The following is an 18,196-nucleotide window of genomic DNA, read 5'->3' on the forward strand; positions in this document are numbered from 1 at the left end:
AAAAAGTTTTGGACTAATTGAATAATTGACAACGGACTTTAAATAAATACCCTTGTCCCGCGCGACACGCGCGAAACCAGCCCCCCACCGTAGACGAGAGAATCGCGCGAAGCGCGAATTTTTTTTCGGTTTGGTGAAGGAAAATTTGAAAAATCGACCTTAAAAATTTTTTTCGACATTTTAAGCTACACAATGCTGACCAACCCGACAACGTTTTGTAAAAGTGGAGCCAGACGCGTCCAAAAACTATTTTCGGTGGACTTCTTATCAGAAGTCCAAATAAGGTAACGATGGACGCGTACTGGCGGCAACACCAGGTTTATGCCAGCTACGGGCGACAGGTTGAAATGTAGTTTGGTTTTACTAACTTCGTTTTCAACACATGGGACAAACTCGGCTTCGAAAACCGCAGCCGTCATAAACCCAAAACGTTAGCGCCAATACGCGGACAAAAAATAAATGACACGTCCGCAGACAACAACTGACTAACGTTTACCGACCCATTCACGCAGACAATAACTCGACTTCTGACAAATGACAATTAAAAAGTTCGGTGTACGCGGACACGCGGGAGAGTTTCGGACTTCTTAACAATTGACAACGGACTCTTAATAAAAATTCAGTATCGCGCGCGACACGCGCGAAACCGCCCCCCACCGTAGACAAGAGAATCGCGCGAAGCGCGAATTTGTTTTCGGTTTGGTGAAGGAAAATTTGAAAAATCGACCTTAAATAAATTTTTTGGACATTTTAACCGATACAGACTAGTAACCCGACAACGTTTCGTAAAAGTGGAGCCAGACGCGTCCAAAAATCAGTTTTCGGTGGACTTCTTATCAGAAGTCCAAATTAAAGTAACGGTGGACGCGTACTGGCGCTAACACCAGGTTTATGCCAGCTGCGGGTGACTGGTGGAAATGTAGTTTGGTTTTACTAACTTCGTTTTAAACACGTGGGACAAATTCGGCTTCGAAAACCGCAGCCGTCATAAACCCAAAACGTTGTGCACCATGCAGTCGGACAAAATAATCTTACGCATCTGGTGACAACGTAAACAAGATAAATTCATCCCCGCAGACAATAACGGCAGACAAGCAATCAATTACGTTCGGGCTTCACACTGCGACCGCGCGACAATCAAGTTTCAAAATTACGTTATTGTTTTCGGGACAGTTACGGCTTCGGTCGAGAATGACTGACTAAAACAGAATACATCGGACTCATTTACGCAGACAGTTTTACATCCAGTCGACAAGATTATATTCCGCAGAGAGTTTCGGGACTTCTCCCCCGCGCACGTGTTGGCACCGTACAGTCTGTCTATTACGTGGGACTTAGAATAAGTTTCAAAATAAAGTTAAGATTTGCCGACAGCATTTTATCTTTATATAACGTACGACAGACCGCACGGTGCACAACAACAAGTTTGCGCAACGGCTGGTTGACGACCAATATTTAATTATCTTTACTTTACACCGTTTGGGTTCGTGGGACAAAGACTGTTTTACTAACAGCCGATGCGCAAACTCAAACGTTAGCGCCAATACGCGGACAAAAAAAATAAATGACACGTCCGCAGACAGCAACTGACTAACGTTTTCCGACACGTTAATGCAGACAATAACTCGACTTCTGACAGATGATTATTATGTAGTTCGGTGTACGCGGACACGCGGGAAAGTTTCGGACTCCTAAACAATTGACAACGGACTTTTTAACAAAGTTCACTGCCGCGCGCGACACGCACGAAACCAGCCCCCCCCCACCGTAGACAAGAGAATCGCGCGAAGCGCGAATTTTTTTTCGGTTTGGTGAAGGAAAATTTGAAAAATCGACCTTAAAAAATTTTTTGGACATTTTAACCGACACAGACTGACCAATTCCGACAACGTTTTGTTAAAGTGGAGCCAGACGCGTCCAAAAATAGCTTTCGGTGGACTTCTTATCAGAAGTCCAAATTAAAATAACGGTGGACGCGTACTGGCGCTAACACCAGGTTTATGCCAGCTGCGGGCGACAGGTTGAAATGTAGTTTGGTTTTATTAATTTCGTTTTCAACACGTGGGACATATTCGGCTTCGAAAACCGCAGCCGTCATAAACCCAAAACGTTGTAGGCAAGGCGCAAAAAATTTGACTAACGAAAATGATCCAGAGAATTTATATTGACACATCAGTTGTAGGTGGATTTTTGATGATGAATTCAAAGAACCGACTCAACGACTTTTAAGAGACTTGAGGACAATGAAGTTAAATTCATAATATCTGACCTATTGGAATTAGAACTAATTCAGGCCCCAAAACACGTTAATGAGTTACTGTTAAACTATCCAACCGACAGATTTGAAAGAATTGAATTGACTGAAGAAATTATGAATCTGGCCGACAGGTACATTATTGAGAAAGTTGTTGGGCGGACAAGTCTGGAAGATTGCCGACATATTGCCCTGGCGACAGTAAATCGAGTAGATGTACTAGCTAGCTGGAACTTTAAACACATTGTTAACCTTGATAGAATAAAAGGGTATAATTCAGTAAATTTGAGACTGGGTTACCCGACAATTGAGATAAGGACACCACAAGAATTAGTGAGATATGGAGACTAAAGAGAAAATAAAGACATTTGATGCAGTGAAAATGATGCGGGACATTCGCGACAAGATTAGTGAAGAAACCCAAAACATGACTTTAGAGCAATTGAAAAGTACATCGCGGACAGATTAAAAATTCCAACTTAAAAACAGTGGGACGATAGCGCCTGCCTACAACACCAGGTTTATGCCAGCTGCGGGTGACAGGTTGAAATGTAGTTTGGTTTTACTAATTTCGTTTACCCACGTGGGACAAAGACGGCTTCGAAAACCGCAGCCGTCATAAACCCAAAACGTTGTGGCGCATACATTTATAACTCTCGGACTTCAAACACATGGACGACAAACTGAATATACTCTCAAACATCAAAGCAATAGGCTGGACGACCTTGACTATTTTGGCACTGTGACTCTTTGGGTGGTATTTCAAATTATAGGCACAATAATATTTGACAATTCCATCGACAATTTTACTGCTGGACAAGAAGAGTATAATGATGTCGCAACAAATATGAGAGACGCAGCAATTCAAATGCGAGTAATTCTTTTTATTGCGGGTGGACTTACTCTTCTCACATCTATTGGCTCCTTGGGACTCCTCAGACTTAAGAACTGGGGACTGATTTTGTATCAATCATCGACAATAGCGGTAATACTTGTTTTTATCGGTGGACTAGGATACTATGTCTACGATGTACAGACTAAAATGGACGAGCGTTATGACCGAGCCCTAGAATTTGAATGTCAACTAACTTCGTAGCGGCCCAAAACTATACGACAATTTCTTACGGGACTTTTTATTGTTGTTTTCGTGGATGTTGACCCGAGCGAATATTTTCCTAAGTAAGAAGGACAGCAGAATAGAGTTCCGATGAAATGTACGCGCCACAACACAATGCTTGTGCCAGGCGGGGTTCGGTGTCCTCATAACTATCGTTATCTTTATGCAGTGTCGGCACGGGGACACGTTACAACTGGTCGGCCTTAGCATTTCGCTTCGCTGCATTGCTAAGGCCTCCTAAACCCCGCCCGTCACAAGCACCAACGTTGGGCGAGCCGCGGACTCCAAATAACGTGACGACTAATTTTGAGAGTCGGTTTCAAATCACGGGCGACTTGAATGCAAAAATAAATTCGAGACTACATCTCCAACGAGCGACTTGGACCTTTTCAAAATTCACTTTCAACACGGGGACTAATTTTCACTCGGCCGACAATTGGTGTAATATTTAATCGGTTTCCGTGGAGAGTTTTCAGCACGTGGACTTAATTTCGGTTACGCGGACAGTAACGGTGGAATTCGCCCAAGCTCAAATTTATGGTGCGCTGACCTTTCCGTCTGACCTTAATTAGCAACTATAACAAAGTAACGGTTGACTAAAAACATTTCACAACCGACAACGACTGACCAAATAAATAACGGTCGACTGAACGGCCAGCGCCCAACAATGTGTTTGCGTCAGGCGGGGTTCGGTGTCCTCATAAAGTGTCGTTTTCATTATTTACATTTGGCACGTGGGACAGGGCGCAACTGGTCGGTCTTGGCATTCCGCTTCGCTGCATTGCCAAGCCCTCCTATTCCCCGCCCGACCGCAAACACCAGCGTTAGCGCCAATACGCGGACAAAAATAAATGACACGTCCGCAGACAACGACTGACTAACCTTTTCCGACCCGTTCACGCAGACAATAACTCGACTTCTGACAAATGACAATTATGTAGTTCGGTGTACGCGGACACGCGGGAGAGTTTCAGGCTTCTTTACAATTGACAACGGACATTTTAACAAAATTCAGTCCCGCGCGACACGCGCGAAACCAGCCCCCACCGTAGACTAGAGAATCGCGCGAAGCGCGAATTTTTTCGGTTTGGTGAAGGAAATTTTGAAAATCGACCTTAAAAAAATTTTTAGACATTTTAACCGACACAGACTGGCCAACACGACAACGTTTTGTAAAAGTGGAGCCAGACGCGTCCAAAAATTAGTTTTCGGTGGACTTCTTATCAGAAGTCCAAAATGAAGTAACGGTGGACGCGTACTGGCGCTAACACCAGGTTTATATGCCAGCTGCGGGTGGCAGGTTGAAATTTAGTTTGGTTTTACTAACTTCGTTTTCAACACGTGGGACGAATTTGGCTTCGAAAACCGCAGCCGTCATAAACCCAAAACGTTGCCGCCAATACGCGAAAAATCTACGCAGACAACGTTTGACTAACTGACAAAGACTCATCTCCGCGGACAATAAATTAGCTCTTGACAAAGACTTTTATAAAATCCAGTGTACGCGGATACGCGGACAAAATTTCGGACTTTAAAACAAAGGGCTTTTGACAAAAGACTTATAACTCAAATTCACCTACGCGGACACGCGGAAAAGTTTTAGACTAATTGAATATTTGACAACGGACTTTAAATAAATGCCCTTGTCGCGCGCGACACGCGCGAAAGCAGCCCCCTACCGTAGACAAGAAAATCGCGCGAAGCGCGAATTTTTTTGCGGTTTGGTGAAGGAAATTTTGAAAAATTGACCTTAAATAAATTTTTTTGGACATTTTCTTGTGAACCAGACAACGTTTTGTAAAAGTGGAGCCAGACGCGTCCAAAAAATAGTTTTTGGTGGACTTCTTAACAGAAGTCCAAAACAAGGTTAACGGTGGACGCGTACTGGCGGCAACACCAGGTTTATGCCAGCTGCGGGCGACCGGTGGAAATGTAGTTTGGTTTTACTAACTTCGTTTTCAACACGTGGGACAAATTCGGCTTCGAAAACCGCAGCCGTCATAAACCCAAAACGTTGGCAGCAATGGGGCGGCTCCGTGGACAGTTAATCGTATTTATTAAAACATGACACAAACAGTCGACAAGGAATTAGAAAAATTGAAGTATCGACTGAATTTAATTCTGATTGCGCTTCTGTGTTCAACGACATTAGCGCCATGTGTTATATTTTATATAAGGGGTGATGTAAGCTCCCCCTTTTTAGGACAACTCTAAATTAGAAAATTTATTCATTGTTATCATAGTAACCGGCTGTGGGTTTGTGGGAAACTCGTTTCGAGTTTTCCATAAATCCACTGCCAGCATGTCCGCAGGACTGCGACCTTCTAGCGCGTCATGGGGACGGTGGTAGTTATAATCATTCATCCACTCGTCTGCCAGGATTCTAACCTGGGTCAGCGATTCGAATACGTATGCATCAAGCACATCCTTCCGAAAGCTCCCATTAAAACGCTCGATGTATGCATTTTGGGAAGGTTTGCCTGGTTGAATGAATTGTAAATGGATACCATTCTCCTCGCACCATAAGCCAAGTTTGCTTGATATGAATTCGGGCCCATTATCAACCCTGATTCGCTTGGGTTTCCCTCTCCACCCAATGACTTGTTCCAGCACCCGTATCACCCGTTCGGCTCTCATTGAGGTGTCCACTTCAATAGCCAGAGCCTCGCGGTTAAAGTCATCCAGCAGGTTCAGCACCCTGAACTTACGACCTGACAAAAGAGAATCACTCATAAAATCCATCGACCAGGCTTGCATTGATATGGCTAACCGCCTCCAGGGGCTGGAGCGCGCGTGCCGGTAACCTCTTTTTCCTTTTCGCTTCATATTCAATTTCAATAGTTTATACACCCGGTGGATGCGTTTATGGTTCCATAATAATCCTTCCTTTCGTATCCTGAAGTACATTTTCCAAAACCCTCCGTAGGCCGTTTCTCCGCTAAATCCTGAAGTTTGTCAATCACCACATGATCGTCCTTCTTACTTTGGTAGTAGTAAACCGAACGTGAGATATCCATCACTTTACAGGCCCGACCGAGGCTGACTTTAAATGTCGTTCTCAGATGGTCTACATGGGTTCGCTTCTCAGCGGGCCTTAATACTTTTTTCCCAAAACATCTTTAAGCATCTTGTTGTCCAGGGCCAGGTCGGCATACATCTGCTTGAGTTTCCGGTTTTCTTCCTCAAGTTCCTTAACCCGCTTGAGTTCGCTCATCTCCATGCCCCCGTATTTTGCCTTCCAGTTATAAATGGTGGCTTTCGAAATCCCCTGATCGCGGGCAATATCCTGGATGTTTTTGCCAGCATCAAACTCCTTGAGAATGTTGAAAATCTGGACTTCGGTGAATCGTGTTCTTTTCATAGTTAACAGTTTAAAGTTAGACCTTTTGTCTAATTCAAAACTGTCCTATTTTCGGGGGAGCTTACAGTGACGGTGAATTCAAATGGCTGATTGTATTTGTCGTCATAAGCTATTTAGTAAGCCGACTTCCAAAGACATTTTATGACCGATTTCAAATCTCGACTGACTTGAATATTTATAAAAAACTGGGGGTTGACAAATTCAAGAAACTTTCGACTAACGGGGACTTAATAAATAGAAGAATCAGAAAGAAGTACCCGACTCATCGTAACGTGACGAATTATGAAACGATAAAAGAAAAGCTCAACGAGACATATACTATTGAGAAGTCGCACACAGTTCTATTTATTTTCTGCTTATTGACAAATATTTATGCCTTTTGGACAAATTCAATTGGGACAGCAATTATTTTGTTAATTGGGAATATTCTATTCAATTACTACCCGAACCTTTTACAACAATACAACAGGATAAGGTATACGAGAGTTGTGAATAACTTCTCTTGACGGACAAGATAGAATGACGAGATAATTTGAGACAAGAATGCCCCACAGCTGCCAACAAAATGTTTCTGCAATGGCGGGGTTCGGTGTCCTCATTACTTTCGGTTTCATTATTTACATTTGTCACGTGGGACAAGGCGCAACTGGTCGGTCTTGGCATTCCGCTTCGCTTCATTGCCAAGCCCTCCTATGCCCGCCACTGCAGAAACACCAACGTTGTAGCCCATGCCCTGGGACAGCCCAACCGACAGAGAAATTTGAACTTTTGAGACTTTGGTTTTGTTAACTTTTAAGTTAACTTTGCCGAATGGAGAAAATACGACAGATTATATTCTACAAAGACTATTTTCTTGACTTCTATAATGACCAGACCGAGAAGGTAAAGGACAAAATTGAACACGTTTTATTTGTAATTTCAGTAGCCGACAGAATTCCGGTTAAGTTTTTTCAACATTTGACCGGGACTGATGGACTTTATGAGGTTAGAGTGGAATATCAAGGAAATATCTATCGAATCTTCTCATGCTTTGACGAAGGTAACTTAGTTGTGTTATTCAACGGATTCCAAAAGAAATCTCAGAAAACACCGACAGGAGAAATTGAGAAAGCATTAAAAATTAAGACAGAGTATTTTATTGAAAAAGTTAAATCAAAAGGACATGGAAAGAAAAAGTAAAAGGAAGAAAACAGTGACGACTTTTGATGAGCTCATTGAAAAGCGTCATGGAAAAATCGGGACAAAAAAACGGACTGAATTTGAGATTAAGGCCAAGTCATTTGCAATTGGAGAAATTATTAAAGAAGAGAGAAGGCTTGCTAACATGACACAAGACGAATTAGCCGACAAGACTGGGACAAAGAAAAGCTTTATTTCAAGAATTGAGAATGGACACAGTGACATTCAACTATCGACATTGTTCAAGTTAATTGAACTTGGACTCGGTAGAAAGGTTTCATTGACAATTGAGTAAAGAGTAAGGGCACGGGCTACAACACCAGGTTTGTTTAATGGCGGGCGACACAGTCGCCCGTAGTGTCAACAAGTTTATTTATATTCGTGTAGGCGGACAAATCCGTTGGATTTATCCGCCACTAAACAAACCCAAAACGTTGTGTGCAAGGCGTCCACCGACATTAAAGTGACGACTAAATTTTAAAGAGTCGGGGACTTTACGACTTCAAACAACGTTTCTCCAAGCCAACAAATCGCGGCCGACTGACAAAACAAGTAACGCGCGAAGCGCGCGATTTTTTAGGTTTTTGAGAAGGGAATCCTGAAAAATCGGACTCAAGAAAAAAATTTTGACACCGTTGCCCACGCGCGACTTGGACTCCGTTTCAAAAAACCATTTCAACACGTGGACAAGACGACAGCTCGTCCGACAGTAACGTTTGACTCCAACGCGCATTAATGGTGTGCCGGACGTTCCGTCTGACCTTAAAGCGCAACTGCGACAAAGACTCGTTTGATTTTAAAGTTTTCACCACCGACAACGACTCTCAAATTAAAACGGTCGACAGAACGCCCAGCACACAACAAAATGTTTATGCAATGTGGGGGTTTGGTGTTAAATTAAAGTTTATGTTTCACAATGTAGCTTGGTCACGGTGGACAGTTCGGAGCAGGTCGCGCTTAACATTCCGCTGCGCTTCATTTTTAAGCCCTCCTATTCCCCACACTGCATAAACACAAACGTTGGCGCCAATGCCTTTTGAAAAATTCGACTAAATTCAAGCCGATAAAACCGGCTGACAGAATTAAACGACTTATAGACCTGAAGACTATGAGAAGGGTTATGAAGGACTTATCAATCAGGACAGATAATCTACCAAAGTCAAGTCTGACAATAAGTAAAGTTTTTTCCCTTTGCGCATCACGCACAAACCAAGAGTGTGGGGGTAGCTGCCAACACACGAGCCTAAACAATACTACCCCCACACACTTGGTTTTTCAAACACAATAACAATTTCACATTTTTTCAATTATCTAAACATAAAACTGATCCTTATGAGAACATATTGCAAAACTAACTCTCACTTCAAAAGTTTAATTTTTATCGCTCTTTTAACTTGCGGAATAACACTAAGTTCAGCGCAGAACTATTCAGCTCCTTCCGGGGCCGGTAATTCTGGAACAGATAATGTTTCATTAGGAACCTCCGCGGGTAATGGAGGATCATATAACTCAGCTGTTGGCAAGCAAGCAGGTGATGTTGTTACAGGCAGTTATAATGCTTTCTTTGGAAATTTATCGGGTAGAGTCAATAATTCAGCATCGAACAATTCTTTTTTCGGAGCCCGATCAGGCTATAGCACAACCACTGGTGGTAATAATACATTTCTTGGTGCTTACGCTGGGTATTCCAATGTTTCGGGAACTGGAAATATATTTATAGGTGCAAATGCCGGGTATTATGAAACGGGGTCCAATAAGCTCTATATAGATAATACAAATACTGGTACCCCTCTTATTTTCGGAGATTTTAGTTCGCGCAGAGTTGGAATTAATGCACTACCCGGAAATTATACGCTTAATGTTGGAGGTAGTATAAATGCCACGGGTACAATTAGCACGAGCGGAACACTAAATATCGGTGCGACTGCTGTACCGAATGGTTATAAGCTTGCAGTTGCTGGAAAAATTATTACCGAAGAGATTGTTGTAAAGTTGCAAAACGCTTGGCCAGATTATGTTTTTAAACCTGATTATAATCGTTTATCTCTTGTTGAATTAGCTGAATACATTAGCAAGAATGGACATCTTCCCGGCATTCCAATGGAGACCCAAATAAAAGAAGAAGGAATAAACTTGTCGCAAATGACTATAAAGCTTCTTGAGAAAGTTGAAGAACTTAGCTTATATATCATTGAGTGACACTGCCTAATTAAGTGTGTAAGTGCTGGGTAACGACTAAGCAACTGCGTAAAGGTTTTATATTTTGCATCTGCCTTCGAAGATAGTTAAAAATTGATTTACGATTAGTGGCCAGTTTCTCACGGGCAAGGTCCATTTTTTGGTGATCTCCCGTAAAGCCAGGTACACCGCTTTCACCACCGCCTGGTCGTCAGGGAACGAAAGTTTGTTGTTGGTATACTTGCGGATTTTTCCGTTGAGATTTTCGATAATGTTCGTGGTATAGATCAGCGTTCGGATTTCGATCGGATAATCGAAGAAGTGCGTGAGGTTATCCCAATTCGTTTTCCACGACTTGATAGCATGCGGATATTTTTGCCCCATGTTACTTCAAAGGCTGCTCTAAGGCTTGAGCAGCCAGGCTCTTTGTTTGGTGCTCCGTAAACAGTCTTCAAATCGGCTACAAATTGTTTCTTGTCTTTCCAGACAACGTAGCGAAGCGCATTTCTGATCTGATGAACTACACAAATCTGGGTTACCGATTGGGTAAACACGCTGGTGATTGCATCGGTGAAGCCCTTCAGATTATCGGTGCTGGTGATGAGAATATCTTCCACGCCACGGCTTTTAAATCAGTAAGTACACTTATCCAGAATGAAGCACTTTCGCTTTCACCCAGCCACATGCCCAATACTTCCTTAAACCCCTGAGCATTAAGGCCTACGGCCAGGTAAATGGTTTTGTTGATCACCTTCCCATTCTGCCGGACTTTGAATACGATCCCATCCATCCACACCACAAAGTACACCGATGAAAGAGGCCTGCTTTGCCACTCCGTTACCAACGTATGTACCCGCGAGGTAACGTTGGAAATAGTGGCATCCGAAACATTCACACCATAGATTTCCCGGATTTGTATTTCAATGTCGCGTACGCTCATACCCCGGGCATATAAGGAGATGATAATTTCTTCGATGCCTTCTACGAACCGGCTGCGCTTGGGAACCAGGACGGGCTCAAACGTGCTGTTCCGATCCCGAGGTACTTCTATCTGTAGTTCACCTCGCGTGGTCTTGATGGTCTTACGGGTTTTTCCGTTCCGTGAGTTCCCGGAGTTAATCCCTTCTGGTGAATGTTTGGCATAGCCCAAATGGCCATCGAGTTCACCTTCCAGCATTTGCTCCATGCCCTTTTTGAAAAGTTCATCGATAAAGCTGTTGAGGTCTTTCGAATTCTTAAATTGCTTGAGAAACTCAGGGGTGAGCATCTCTTTGAGTAGTGGGTGTTGTTCTTGATTTTCCATGGTAACTGTGTTTAAAGTTAAGTCTTTAAATGCAACCGATTCGGCTGAAAGTGGTACATTCCACATCCCCTTTCAGCAAGGCCGAATCGGGCCTTTACACAGTTGCTTAGTCGTTACCCATTGAGTTGAATAACGCAAATGAATTACTTAGAAGGAGAATCGAATTATTGGAGGTTAAACAATGAATTGGCACATGAAAACAATTGAAAAATTTGCTTTCGTAACACTACATCTGTCACTTTGGTTGAAATCCCCGGTGCAAGCACAACTTGAGAGGTCACATATTTACCCTTCCCCAAACGTTTCAGCAGCCGTATCAGCCTCTGCCATTGATATGAATTATTATACTGGTACCGCTAATATCTCAATTCCTTTTCATACGCTTAACGGAAGAGATTTTGCAATACCCATATCAGTCGATTACAGAACAACCGGGATAAAAGTGCACGATGTTTCTTCACCGGTTGGTTTAGGCTGGAGTTTGAACGCAAATGCTTTTGCTGTTACAAGAGTTGTGCGAGGCCTTCCAGACGATTCAAAACCGAACTGTAGTGTTGATGGAACAGGAAAAGTTACGAGGCAATCAATGTGGAACAGTCACTTTGAGCACTGTGATTCAGAACGGGATGTCTTTTATTTTAATCATCCTTTCGGAAACGGTAAATTATTTATTGATAACACAGGCCAACCACGTACTATGCCATATCAGGATATTATAATTCAACCAGGGGCTGGGAGTGCAAGCATTGGTTACTGGAAAATCACAGACGAGCAAGGCTACACATATTATTTTGGAGAGAGTACTGCCAGCCGTGAGGAAACAACCTATTCAGTTGGCAACATAGCAACGAATTCATTTACCGACAAATATACTTTCACATCAACTTGGTATTTAACCCGAATCATGGTAACGACTAAGCAACTGTGTAAAGGCCCGATTCGGCCTTGCTGAAAGGGGATGTGGAATGTACCACTTTCAGCCGAATCGGTTGCATTTAAAGACTTAACTTTAAACACAGTTACCATGGAAAATCAAGAACAACACCCACTACTCAAAGAGATGCTCACCCCTGAGTTTCTCAAGCAATTTAAGAATTCGAAAGACCTCAACAGCTTTATCGATGAACTTTTCAAAAAGGGCATGGAGCAAATGCTGGAAGGTGAACTCGATGGCCATTTGGGCTATGCCAAACATTCACCAGAAGGGATTAACTCCGGGAACTCACGGAACGGAAAAACCCGTAAGACCATCAAGACCACGCGAGGTGAACTACAGATAGAAGTACCTCGGGATCGGAACAGCACGTTTGAGCCCGTCCTGGTTCCCAAGCGCAGCCGGTTCGTAGAAGGCATCGAAGAAATTATCATCTCCTTATATGCCCGGGGTATGAGCGTACGCGACATTGAAATACAAATCCGGGAAATCTATGGTGTGAATGTTTCGGATGCCACTATTTCCAACGTTACCTCGCGGGTACATACGTTGGTAACGGAGTGGCAAAGCAGGCCTCTTTCATCGGTGTACTTTGTGGTGTGGATGGATGGGATCGTATTCAAAGTCCGGCAGAATGGGAAGGTGATCAACAAAACCATTTACCTGGCCGTAGGCCTTAATGCTCAGGGGTTTAAGGAAGTATTGGGCATGTGGCTGGGTGAAAGCGAAAGTGCTTCATTCTGGATAAGTGTACTTACTGATTTAAAAAGCCGTGGCGTGGAAGATATTCTCATCACCAGCACCGATAATCTGAAGGGCTTCACCGATGCAATCACCAGCGTGTTTACCCAATCGGTAACCCAGATTTGTGTAGTTCATCAGATCAGAAATGCGCTTCGCTACGTTGTCTGGAAAGACAAGAAACAATTTGTAGCCGATTTGAAGACTGTTTACGGAGCACCAAACAAAAAGGCTGGCTGCTCAAGCCTTAGAGCAATTTTGAAGTAACATGGGGCAAAAATATCCGCATGCTATCAAGTCGTGGAAAACGAATTGGGATAACCTCACGCACTTCTTCGATTATCCGATCGAAATCCGAACGCTGATCTATACCACGAACATTATCGAAAATCTCAACGGAAAAATCCGCAAGTATACCAACAACAAACTTTCGTTCCCTGACGACCAGGCGGTGGTGAAAGCGGTGTACCTGGCTTTACGGGAGATCACCAAAAAATGGACCTTGCCCGTGAGAAACTGGCCACTAATCGTAAATCAATTTTTAACTATCTTCGAAGGCAGATGCAAAATATAAAACCTTTACGCAGTTGCTTAGTCGTTACCCAGCACTTACACACTTAATTAGGCAGTGTCGAAATGAACAAGCATTTAATTTTCTTATGCATCTGTTTAAATCTTACTTCTTGTAAGAATGCTTTCTTTTACACAGACTTATACACTCGTGCAAATAGGAAATCTACCTTCTTTGAAAAGAATTATGATGCTATTAATACCCTTACCATCAATGATATCAGGATATGTCGTGAATTTGATTGGCCTGGCACTAGGTACCAAACACGCGGCAGAATCCTCTTCCAACGAGATTCGCTGGAAGAATCAATCAGAAATGCGTTAGAGAACCATTTCAGCAAAGTCATTTATGAGACCAGCCAAAAGCCTTTTTGGGATGAAAACTGTGATTCGATTGTCGTAAAAAATTATCGTAGCAAAGCCAGAGCGTTTGTGGGATCGAAACACAAAGAGCATTCGATTTTTGCAGCACTAAATATTACTCCACGAACCGCAAAAAATATTGATGCCGGTATACTTATAGAAGCCCCCTTCCCTGACCTAGGAAATGATATTCATAGGATAGAGTATAAATTCATTGTCGCAATTTTCAAGAACGAATCATTAATTTATATGGATTCCCGCTCCCATTGGACGGAAGTATTCAGTGAACGAGATGAGCAATTACATTACCAGGTGCCACAAGAGATTATTGAGACATTGGTAACATTATCCTTAGAGGAGTATTTTAAGAGGGTGAAGAAATAGTTCGGCATTAAAAACACCATAAGCAAATAAAGCAGTAAGGGAATTAATAATAGTATGTAAAGGGAATAAGAATAAGAATAAGAATGAGAATAGTACGGTACTAGGCTGCTTTTTTTGAACAGGTTAAAAGTAGGATTTTCTAATTTAACCGACCAAAAAAAGTCAAAATGAAGAAGAGCAAATTTACCGAGGCCCAGATTATTGGCATCCTCAACGAACAAATCCAACAAGACCAGAAGGTGGCCGAAGTATGCCGCAAGCATGGTATTAGCGAGGCTACGTTCTACAATTGGCGCAGCAAGTACGCGGGCATGACCGTTGACGAACTTAAGCGACTTAAAGAACTTGAGTATGAAAATGCGAGGCTCAAGAAAATTGTGGCCAACCAGAGCCTGGAGATTGATGCCATAAAAGACCTGCTCTCAAAAAAGTTCTGACGCCCGGACAAAAAGAACACGGCCTGGCCCATTTGAAGAAGCAGTTTCGAATGAGCCATGTCCGGGCGTGCAAACTGGTGGGCTGTTCGCGTACTAAAAAGTATTACCGCAAGCGGATGCCGGCCAAAGATGCCGTGGTAAAAAGCAATCGAACAAGTCATCGGAACAAGCCGTAAGGGAAGGATGAAGGTAATCAAAGCTGGTACAAAAGAATCACCCGGAATGGGGCGACAGTAAAATTCGCAGAGTATATGAGCGTGAAGGGTTTTCCTTCACCGCAAACTGCGCAAGCGCATCAAAGACAACCCCGCCAACCCCTTTCTATACCCCTGCAGGCCAATATCGAGTGGGCCATGGACTTTATGAGCGATGCCCTGGATAGCGGGCGTACATTCCGCACACTCAACATCGTGGACCATTTCAACCGCCAGTGTATGGGTATTGAGGTGGACTTTAACCTGCCGGCCAGAAGGGTAATAGAAGCATTGGAGCGTGCCATTGAGCGGTACGGCAAACCGCTCAGCATCCGTACCGACAACGGCCCTGAGTTCCGCGCCAAACGCTTTATGAACTGGATGCACAACAACCACATCCAGTGGAACCCGATACAGAAAGGAAAGCCGCAACAGAACGCCATCATCGAACGATTCAACAAAACTTATCGCGAAGATGTGTTGGATGCCAACGTATTCAGCTCACTGGATAACGCCCGGCAAGTCACTCACAAGTGGGTCGATGATTACAACCATAAAAGGCCACACCAGGCGCTCAACTATCAAACACCCATGGCCTATGCTGCGTGATACCTACATGGGAAACTCTTTTTCTGTTTCCCTAAAAAAAGTATGGGCCATCAGTATGACAGCCCAAAACTTTTTTCAGTGCAAACCCTGCTTGTTCGCTGAGGTTTCCAATCGCAGCCACGCAGGTAAAGCTATTGCAAAACTCAAAACCTTAATCTATAATTACAACCTGTCAAAATTCCCAGCCACTTACCGAAGTACAGATAGAAATAATTCAGACTGTAAGCTCCCCCTTTTTAGGACAACTCTAAATTAGAAAATTTATTCATTGTTATCATAGTAACCGGCTGTGGGTTTGTGGGAAACTCGTTTCGAGTTTTCCATAAATCCACTGCCAGCATGTCCGCAGGACTGCGACCTTCTAGCGCGTCATGGGGACGGTGGTAGTTATAATCATTCATCCACTCGTCTGCCAGGATTCTAACCTGGGTCAGCGATTCGAATACGTATGCATCAAGCACATCCTTCCGAAAGCTCCCATTAAAACGCTCGATGTATGCATTTTGGGAAGGTTTGCCTGGTTGAATGAATTGTAAATGGATACCATTCTCCTCGCACCATAAGCCAAGTTTGCTTGATATGAATTCGGGCCCATTATCAACCCTGATTCGCTTGGGTTTCCCTCCACCCAATGACTTGTTCCAGCACCCGTATCACCCGTTCGGCTCTCATTGAGGTGTCCACTTCAATAGCCAGAGCCTCGCGGTTAAAGTCATCCAGCAGGTTCAGCACCCTGAACTTACGACCTGACAAAAGAGAATCACTCATAAAATCCATCGACCAGCTTTGCATTGATATGGCTAACCGCCTCCAGGGGCTGGAGCGCGCGTGCCGGTAACCTCTTTTTCCTTTTCGCTTCATATTCAATTTCAATAGTTTATACACCCGGTGGATGCGTTTATGGTTCCATAATAATCCTTCCTTTCGTATCCTGAAGTACATTTTCCAAAACCCTCCGTAGGCCGTTTCTCCGCTAAATCCTGAAGTTTGTCAATCACCACATGATCGTCCTTCTTACTTTGGTAGTAGTAAACCGAACGTGAGATATCCATCACTTTACAGGCCCGACCGAGGCTGACTTTAAATGTCGTTCTCAGATGGTCTACATGGGTTCGCTTCTCAGCGGGCCTTAATACTTTTTCCCAAAACATCTTTAAGCATCTTGTTGTCCAGGGCCAGGTCGGCATACATCTGCTTGAGTTTCCGGTTTTCTTCCTCAAGTTCCTTAACCCGCTTGAGTTCGCTCATCTCCATGCCCCCGTATTTTGCCTTCCAGTTATAAATGGTGGCTTTCGAAATCCCCTGATCGCGGGCAATATCCTGGATGTTTTTGCCAGCATCAAACTCCTTGAGAATGTTGAAAATCTGGACTTCGGTGAATCGTGTTCTTTTCATAGTTAACAGTTTAAAGTTAGACCTTTTGTCTAATTCAAAACTGTCCTATTTTCGGGGGAGCTTACAGTGCCATGTATCGGCTGTGCGCAAACGCCTTCATTTTTAGTAAGAGATAAAGCCGGCAACCATGCACAACAAACGCTCACCTTGTATTACTATTTCAAAAAACTGGAGTTACATGGCGATATCAAGCAATTCATGATAAATGAACAAGAAAGCTTTGTTTATGTACTGGCCCGGCATTACAATCCGAACAAAGTTTCATTGAATGTCATTTCATTGGAAACGCAAACGGTAGTGGGCGTTTATACGCTTGACTTTTTTATTGATTATGGATACATACTCAGTATGGCCTACAATCCATTCAATAATTTGTTTTACTTCTTTACTGAACGTCAATCTTATCTCTATGCTTATTCACCTACGCAAAGGAAGTTGGTGAAAACAGTTGAAATAACCGATGATCACAAGTATTACCCGCGTAAATATCCAGTCTACCTGGCTTTCACGCGTTCAGGTAAAGGCCTCTTGGTTACGCAACCCCAGGATCATTCTGCTCCAAGGTTAAAACTAATTGACAGCGCTGTAGATGATGAGCTTGTTGCCATGCCTGATTTTAACAACGCTTCGTTTCACGGCTTTTCGGAGGATTTAGATTGGGCAAATATATTTATGGGTGTAAATCGGACGGGGCCCTCAAATCCGGTTCTTGTCTTTACGGAAACAGGCCAGTTTGAAACTTTACCATTCACCACTACAGGCGATGCCGGACGGATAAAACGAAACAAGAATGCCCCGAATACGCTATTGGTGCAACTGGGGCAGAAGATTTTTATTAAGAAGCTGGATACCGGAGGTGAATCGGTACACGCATATGCAAATTCAGGAGAAGCGTCTTTTGATTTCAGCTACGCACCAGGCGAAACAAACTTTGCATGGGTCTATGCTGAAGACAACGCGTTGGTATTACTTAATTATGATGAGACGATAACCGAGATAGAGTATATTCCCGGTGCAGAGTTTCATGGCCTTACTACAACCAATGATAATAAATGGCTTTTAATGTCAACTTTTTCGGATTTCTATTTTTACAGAATTGAAGACATCAGAAGAACCTCATTTGATGAACCGTGATCAGGGGCAGTATTATATTATTCTTTTTGATTATAGCCTGGAT

Annotated in this window: 10 protein-coding genes and 4 pseudogenes; 11 read left to right on the top strand and 3 right to left on the bottom strand. The window is 43.2% G+C overall.

Going from position 1 to position 18,196, the window contains the following annotated elements:
* Positions 1-2,888 precede the first annotated feature (2,888 nt).
* Positions 2,889-3,350 (top strand): hypothetical protein, encoded by a 462-nt coding sequence (locus HRU69_14105; protein ID QOI98547.1) that lies wholly within the window; start codon positions 2,889-2,891, stop codon positions 3,348-3,350.
* 2,319 nt (positions 3,351-5,669) lie between these two features.
* On the opposite strand, the pseudogene HRU69_14110 reads toward HRU69_14105, so the two are convergent.
* Positions 5,670-6,732, bottom strand: a pseudogene (locus tag HRU69_14110) (IS3 family transposase).
* 565 nt (positions 6,733-7,297) lie between these two features.
* Between HRU69_14110 and HRU69_14115 the strand changes: the two are divergent.
* The 4 genes from HRU69_14115 to HRU69_14130 all read left to right on the top strand — a co-directional run bounded on the left by HRU69_14115 (position 7,298) and on the right by HRU69_14130 (position 10,110).
* Positions 7,298-7,504 (top strand): hypothetical protein, encoded by a 207-nt coding sequence (locus HRU69_14115; protein ID QOI98548.1) that lies wholly within the window; start codon positions 7,298-7,300, stop codon positions 7,502-7,504.
* A gap of 38 nt (positions 7,505-7,542) precedes the next feature.
* Complete coding sequence (locus HRU69_14120; GenBank protein QOI98549.1) at positions 7,543-7,911, top strand: type II toxin-antitoxin system RelE/ParE family toxin; 369 nt, start codon at positions 7,543-7,545, stop codon at positions 7,909-7,911.
* Positions 7,895-8,206, top strand: coding sequence for a helix-turn-helix transcriptional regulator (locus tag HRU69_14125; protein ID QOI98550.1), 312 nt, complete (start codon positions 7,895-7,897; stop codon positions 8,204-8,206). Before HRU69_14120 ends, HRU69_14125 begins: the two co-directional genes overlap by 17 nt.
* A 1,037-nt stretch (positions 8,207-9,243) precedes the next feature.
* Positions 9,244-10,110 carry a hypothetical protein gene (locus HRU69_14130; GenBank protein QOI98551.1) on the top strand — a complete coding sequence of 289 codons (867 nt, stop codon included), beginning with the start codon at positions 9,244-9,246 and terminating at the stop codon, positions 10,108-10,110.
* Positions 10,111-10,167: 57 nt separating this feature from the next.
* Here the strand turns inward: HRU69_14130 and HRU69_14135 are convergent.
* Positions 10,168-11,356, bottom strand: a pseudogene (locus HRU69_14135) (IS256 family transposase).
* A gap of 229 nt (positions 11,357-11,585) precedes the next feature.
* On the opposite strand from HRU69_14135, the gene HRU69_14140 reads away from it, so the two are divergent.
* The 5 genes and pseudogenes from HRU69_14140 (at position 11,586) to HRU69_14160 (ending at position 15,624) form a co-directional block, all read left to right on the top strand.
* Positions 11,586-12,344, top strand: a complete 759-nt coding sequence (locus HRU69_14140; GenBank protein ID QOI98552.1) for a hypothetical protein — start codon at positions 11,586-11,588, stop codon at positions 12,342-12,344.
* A 108-nt stretch (positions 12,345-12,452) separates the two neighbouring features.
* A pseudogene (locus HRU69_14145) lies at positions 12,453-13,641 on the top strand (IS256 family transposase).
* A 62-nt stretch (positions 13,642-13,703) separates the two neighbouring features.
* Positions 13,704-14,384 (top strand): hypothetical protein, encoded by a 681-nt coding sequence (locus HRU69_14150; protein ID QOI98553.1) that lies wholly within the window; start codon positions 13,704-13,706, stop codon positions 14,382-14,384.
* A gap of 167 nt (positions 14,385-14,551) precedes the next feature.
* The gene (locus HRU69_14155) at positions 14,552-14,821 is read left to right on the top strand and encodes a transposase (protein QOI98554.1); all 270 of its coding nucleotides are present in this window, start codon (positions 14,552-14,554) and stop codon (positions 14,819-14,821) included.
* A 251-nt stretch (positions 14,822-15,072) separates the two neighbouring features.
* Positions 15,073-15,624, top strand: a complete 552-nt coding sequence (locus tag HRU69_14160; protein QOI98555.1) for an IS3 family transposase — start codon at positions 15,073-15,075, stop codon at positions 15,622-15,624.
* Between the two features lie 335 nt (positions 15,625-15,959).
* Here HRU69_14160 and HRU69_14165 read toward each other — a convergent pair.
* Positions 15,960-17,019: pseudogene (locus tag HRU69_14165) on the bottom strand (IS3 family transposase).
* Positions 17,020-17,085: 66 nt separating this feature from the next.
* On the opposite strand from HRU69_14165, the gene HRU69_14170 reads away from it, so the two are divergent.
* A complete protein-coding gene (locus HRU69_14170) occupies positions 17,086-18,153 on the top strand; it encodes a hypothetical protein (protein ID QOI98556.1) in 1,068 nt (355 codons plus the stop codon).
* The last annotated feature ends 43 nt before the right edge of the window (positions 18,154-18,196 follow it).

Source organism: Flammeovirgaceae bacterium (assembly GCA_015180985.1).
In the GTDB taxonomy this organism is placed as follows: Bacteria; Bacteroidota; Bacteroidia; order Cytophagales; family Cyclobacteriaceae; genus UBA2336.

Bases quoted from the DNA above. Each gene is read 5' to 3' on its own strand.
- HRU69_14120 (QOI98549.1), top strand. From the start codon at position 7,543: ATGGAGAAAATACGACAGATTATATTCTACAAAGACTATTTTCTTGAC.
- HRU69_14125 (QOI98550.1), top strand. From the start codon at position 7,895: ATGGAAAGAAAAAGTAAAAGGAAGAAAACAGTGACGACTTTTGATGAG.
- HRU69_14140 (QOI98552.1), top strand. From the start codon at position 11,586: ATGAAAACAATTGAAAAATTTGCTTTCGTAACACTACATCTGTCACTT.
- HRU69_14115 (QOI98548.1), top strand. From the start codon at position 7,298: ATGTTTCTGCAATGGCGGGGTTCGGTGTCCTCATTACTTTCGGTTTCA.
- HRU69_14155 (QOI98554.1), top strand. From the start codon at position 14,552: ATGAAGAAGAGCAAATTTACCGAGGCCCAGATTATTGGCATCCTCAAC.
- HRU69_14160 (QOI98555.1), top strand. From the start codon at position 15,073: ATGAGCGTGAAGGGTTTTCCTTCACCGCAAACTGCGCAAGCGCATCAA.
- HRU69_14150 (QOI98553.1), top strand. From the start codon at position 13,704: ATGAACAAGCATTTAATTTTCTTATGCATCTGTTTAAATCTTACTTCT.
- HRU69_14130 (QOI98551.1), top strand. From the start codon at position 9,244: ATGAGAACATATTGCAAAACTAACTCTCACTTCAAAAGTTTAATTTTT.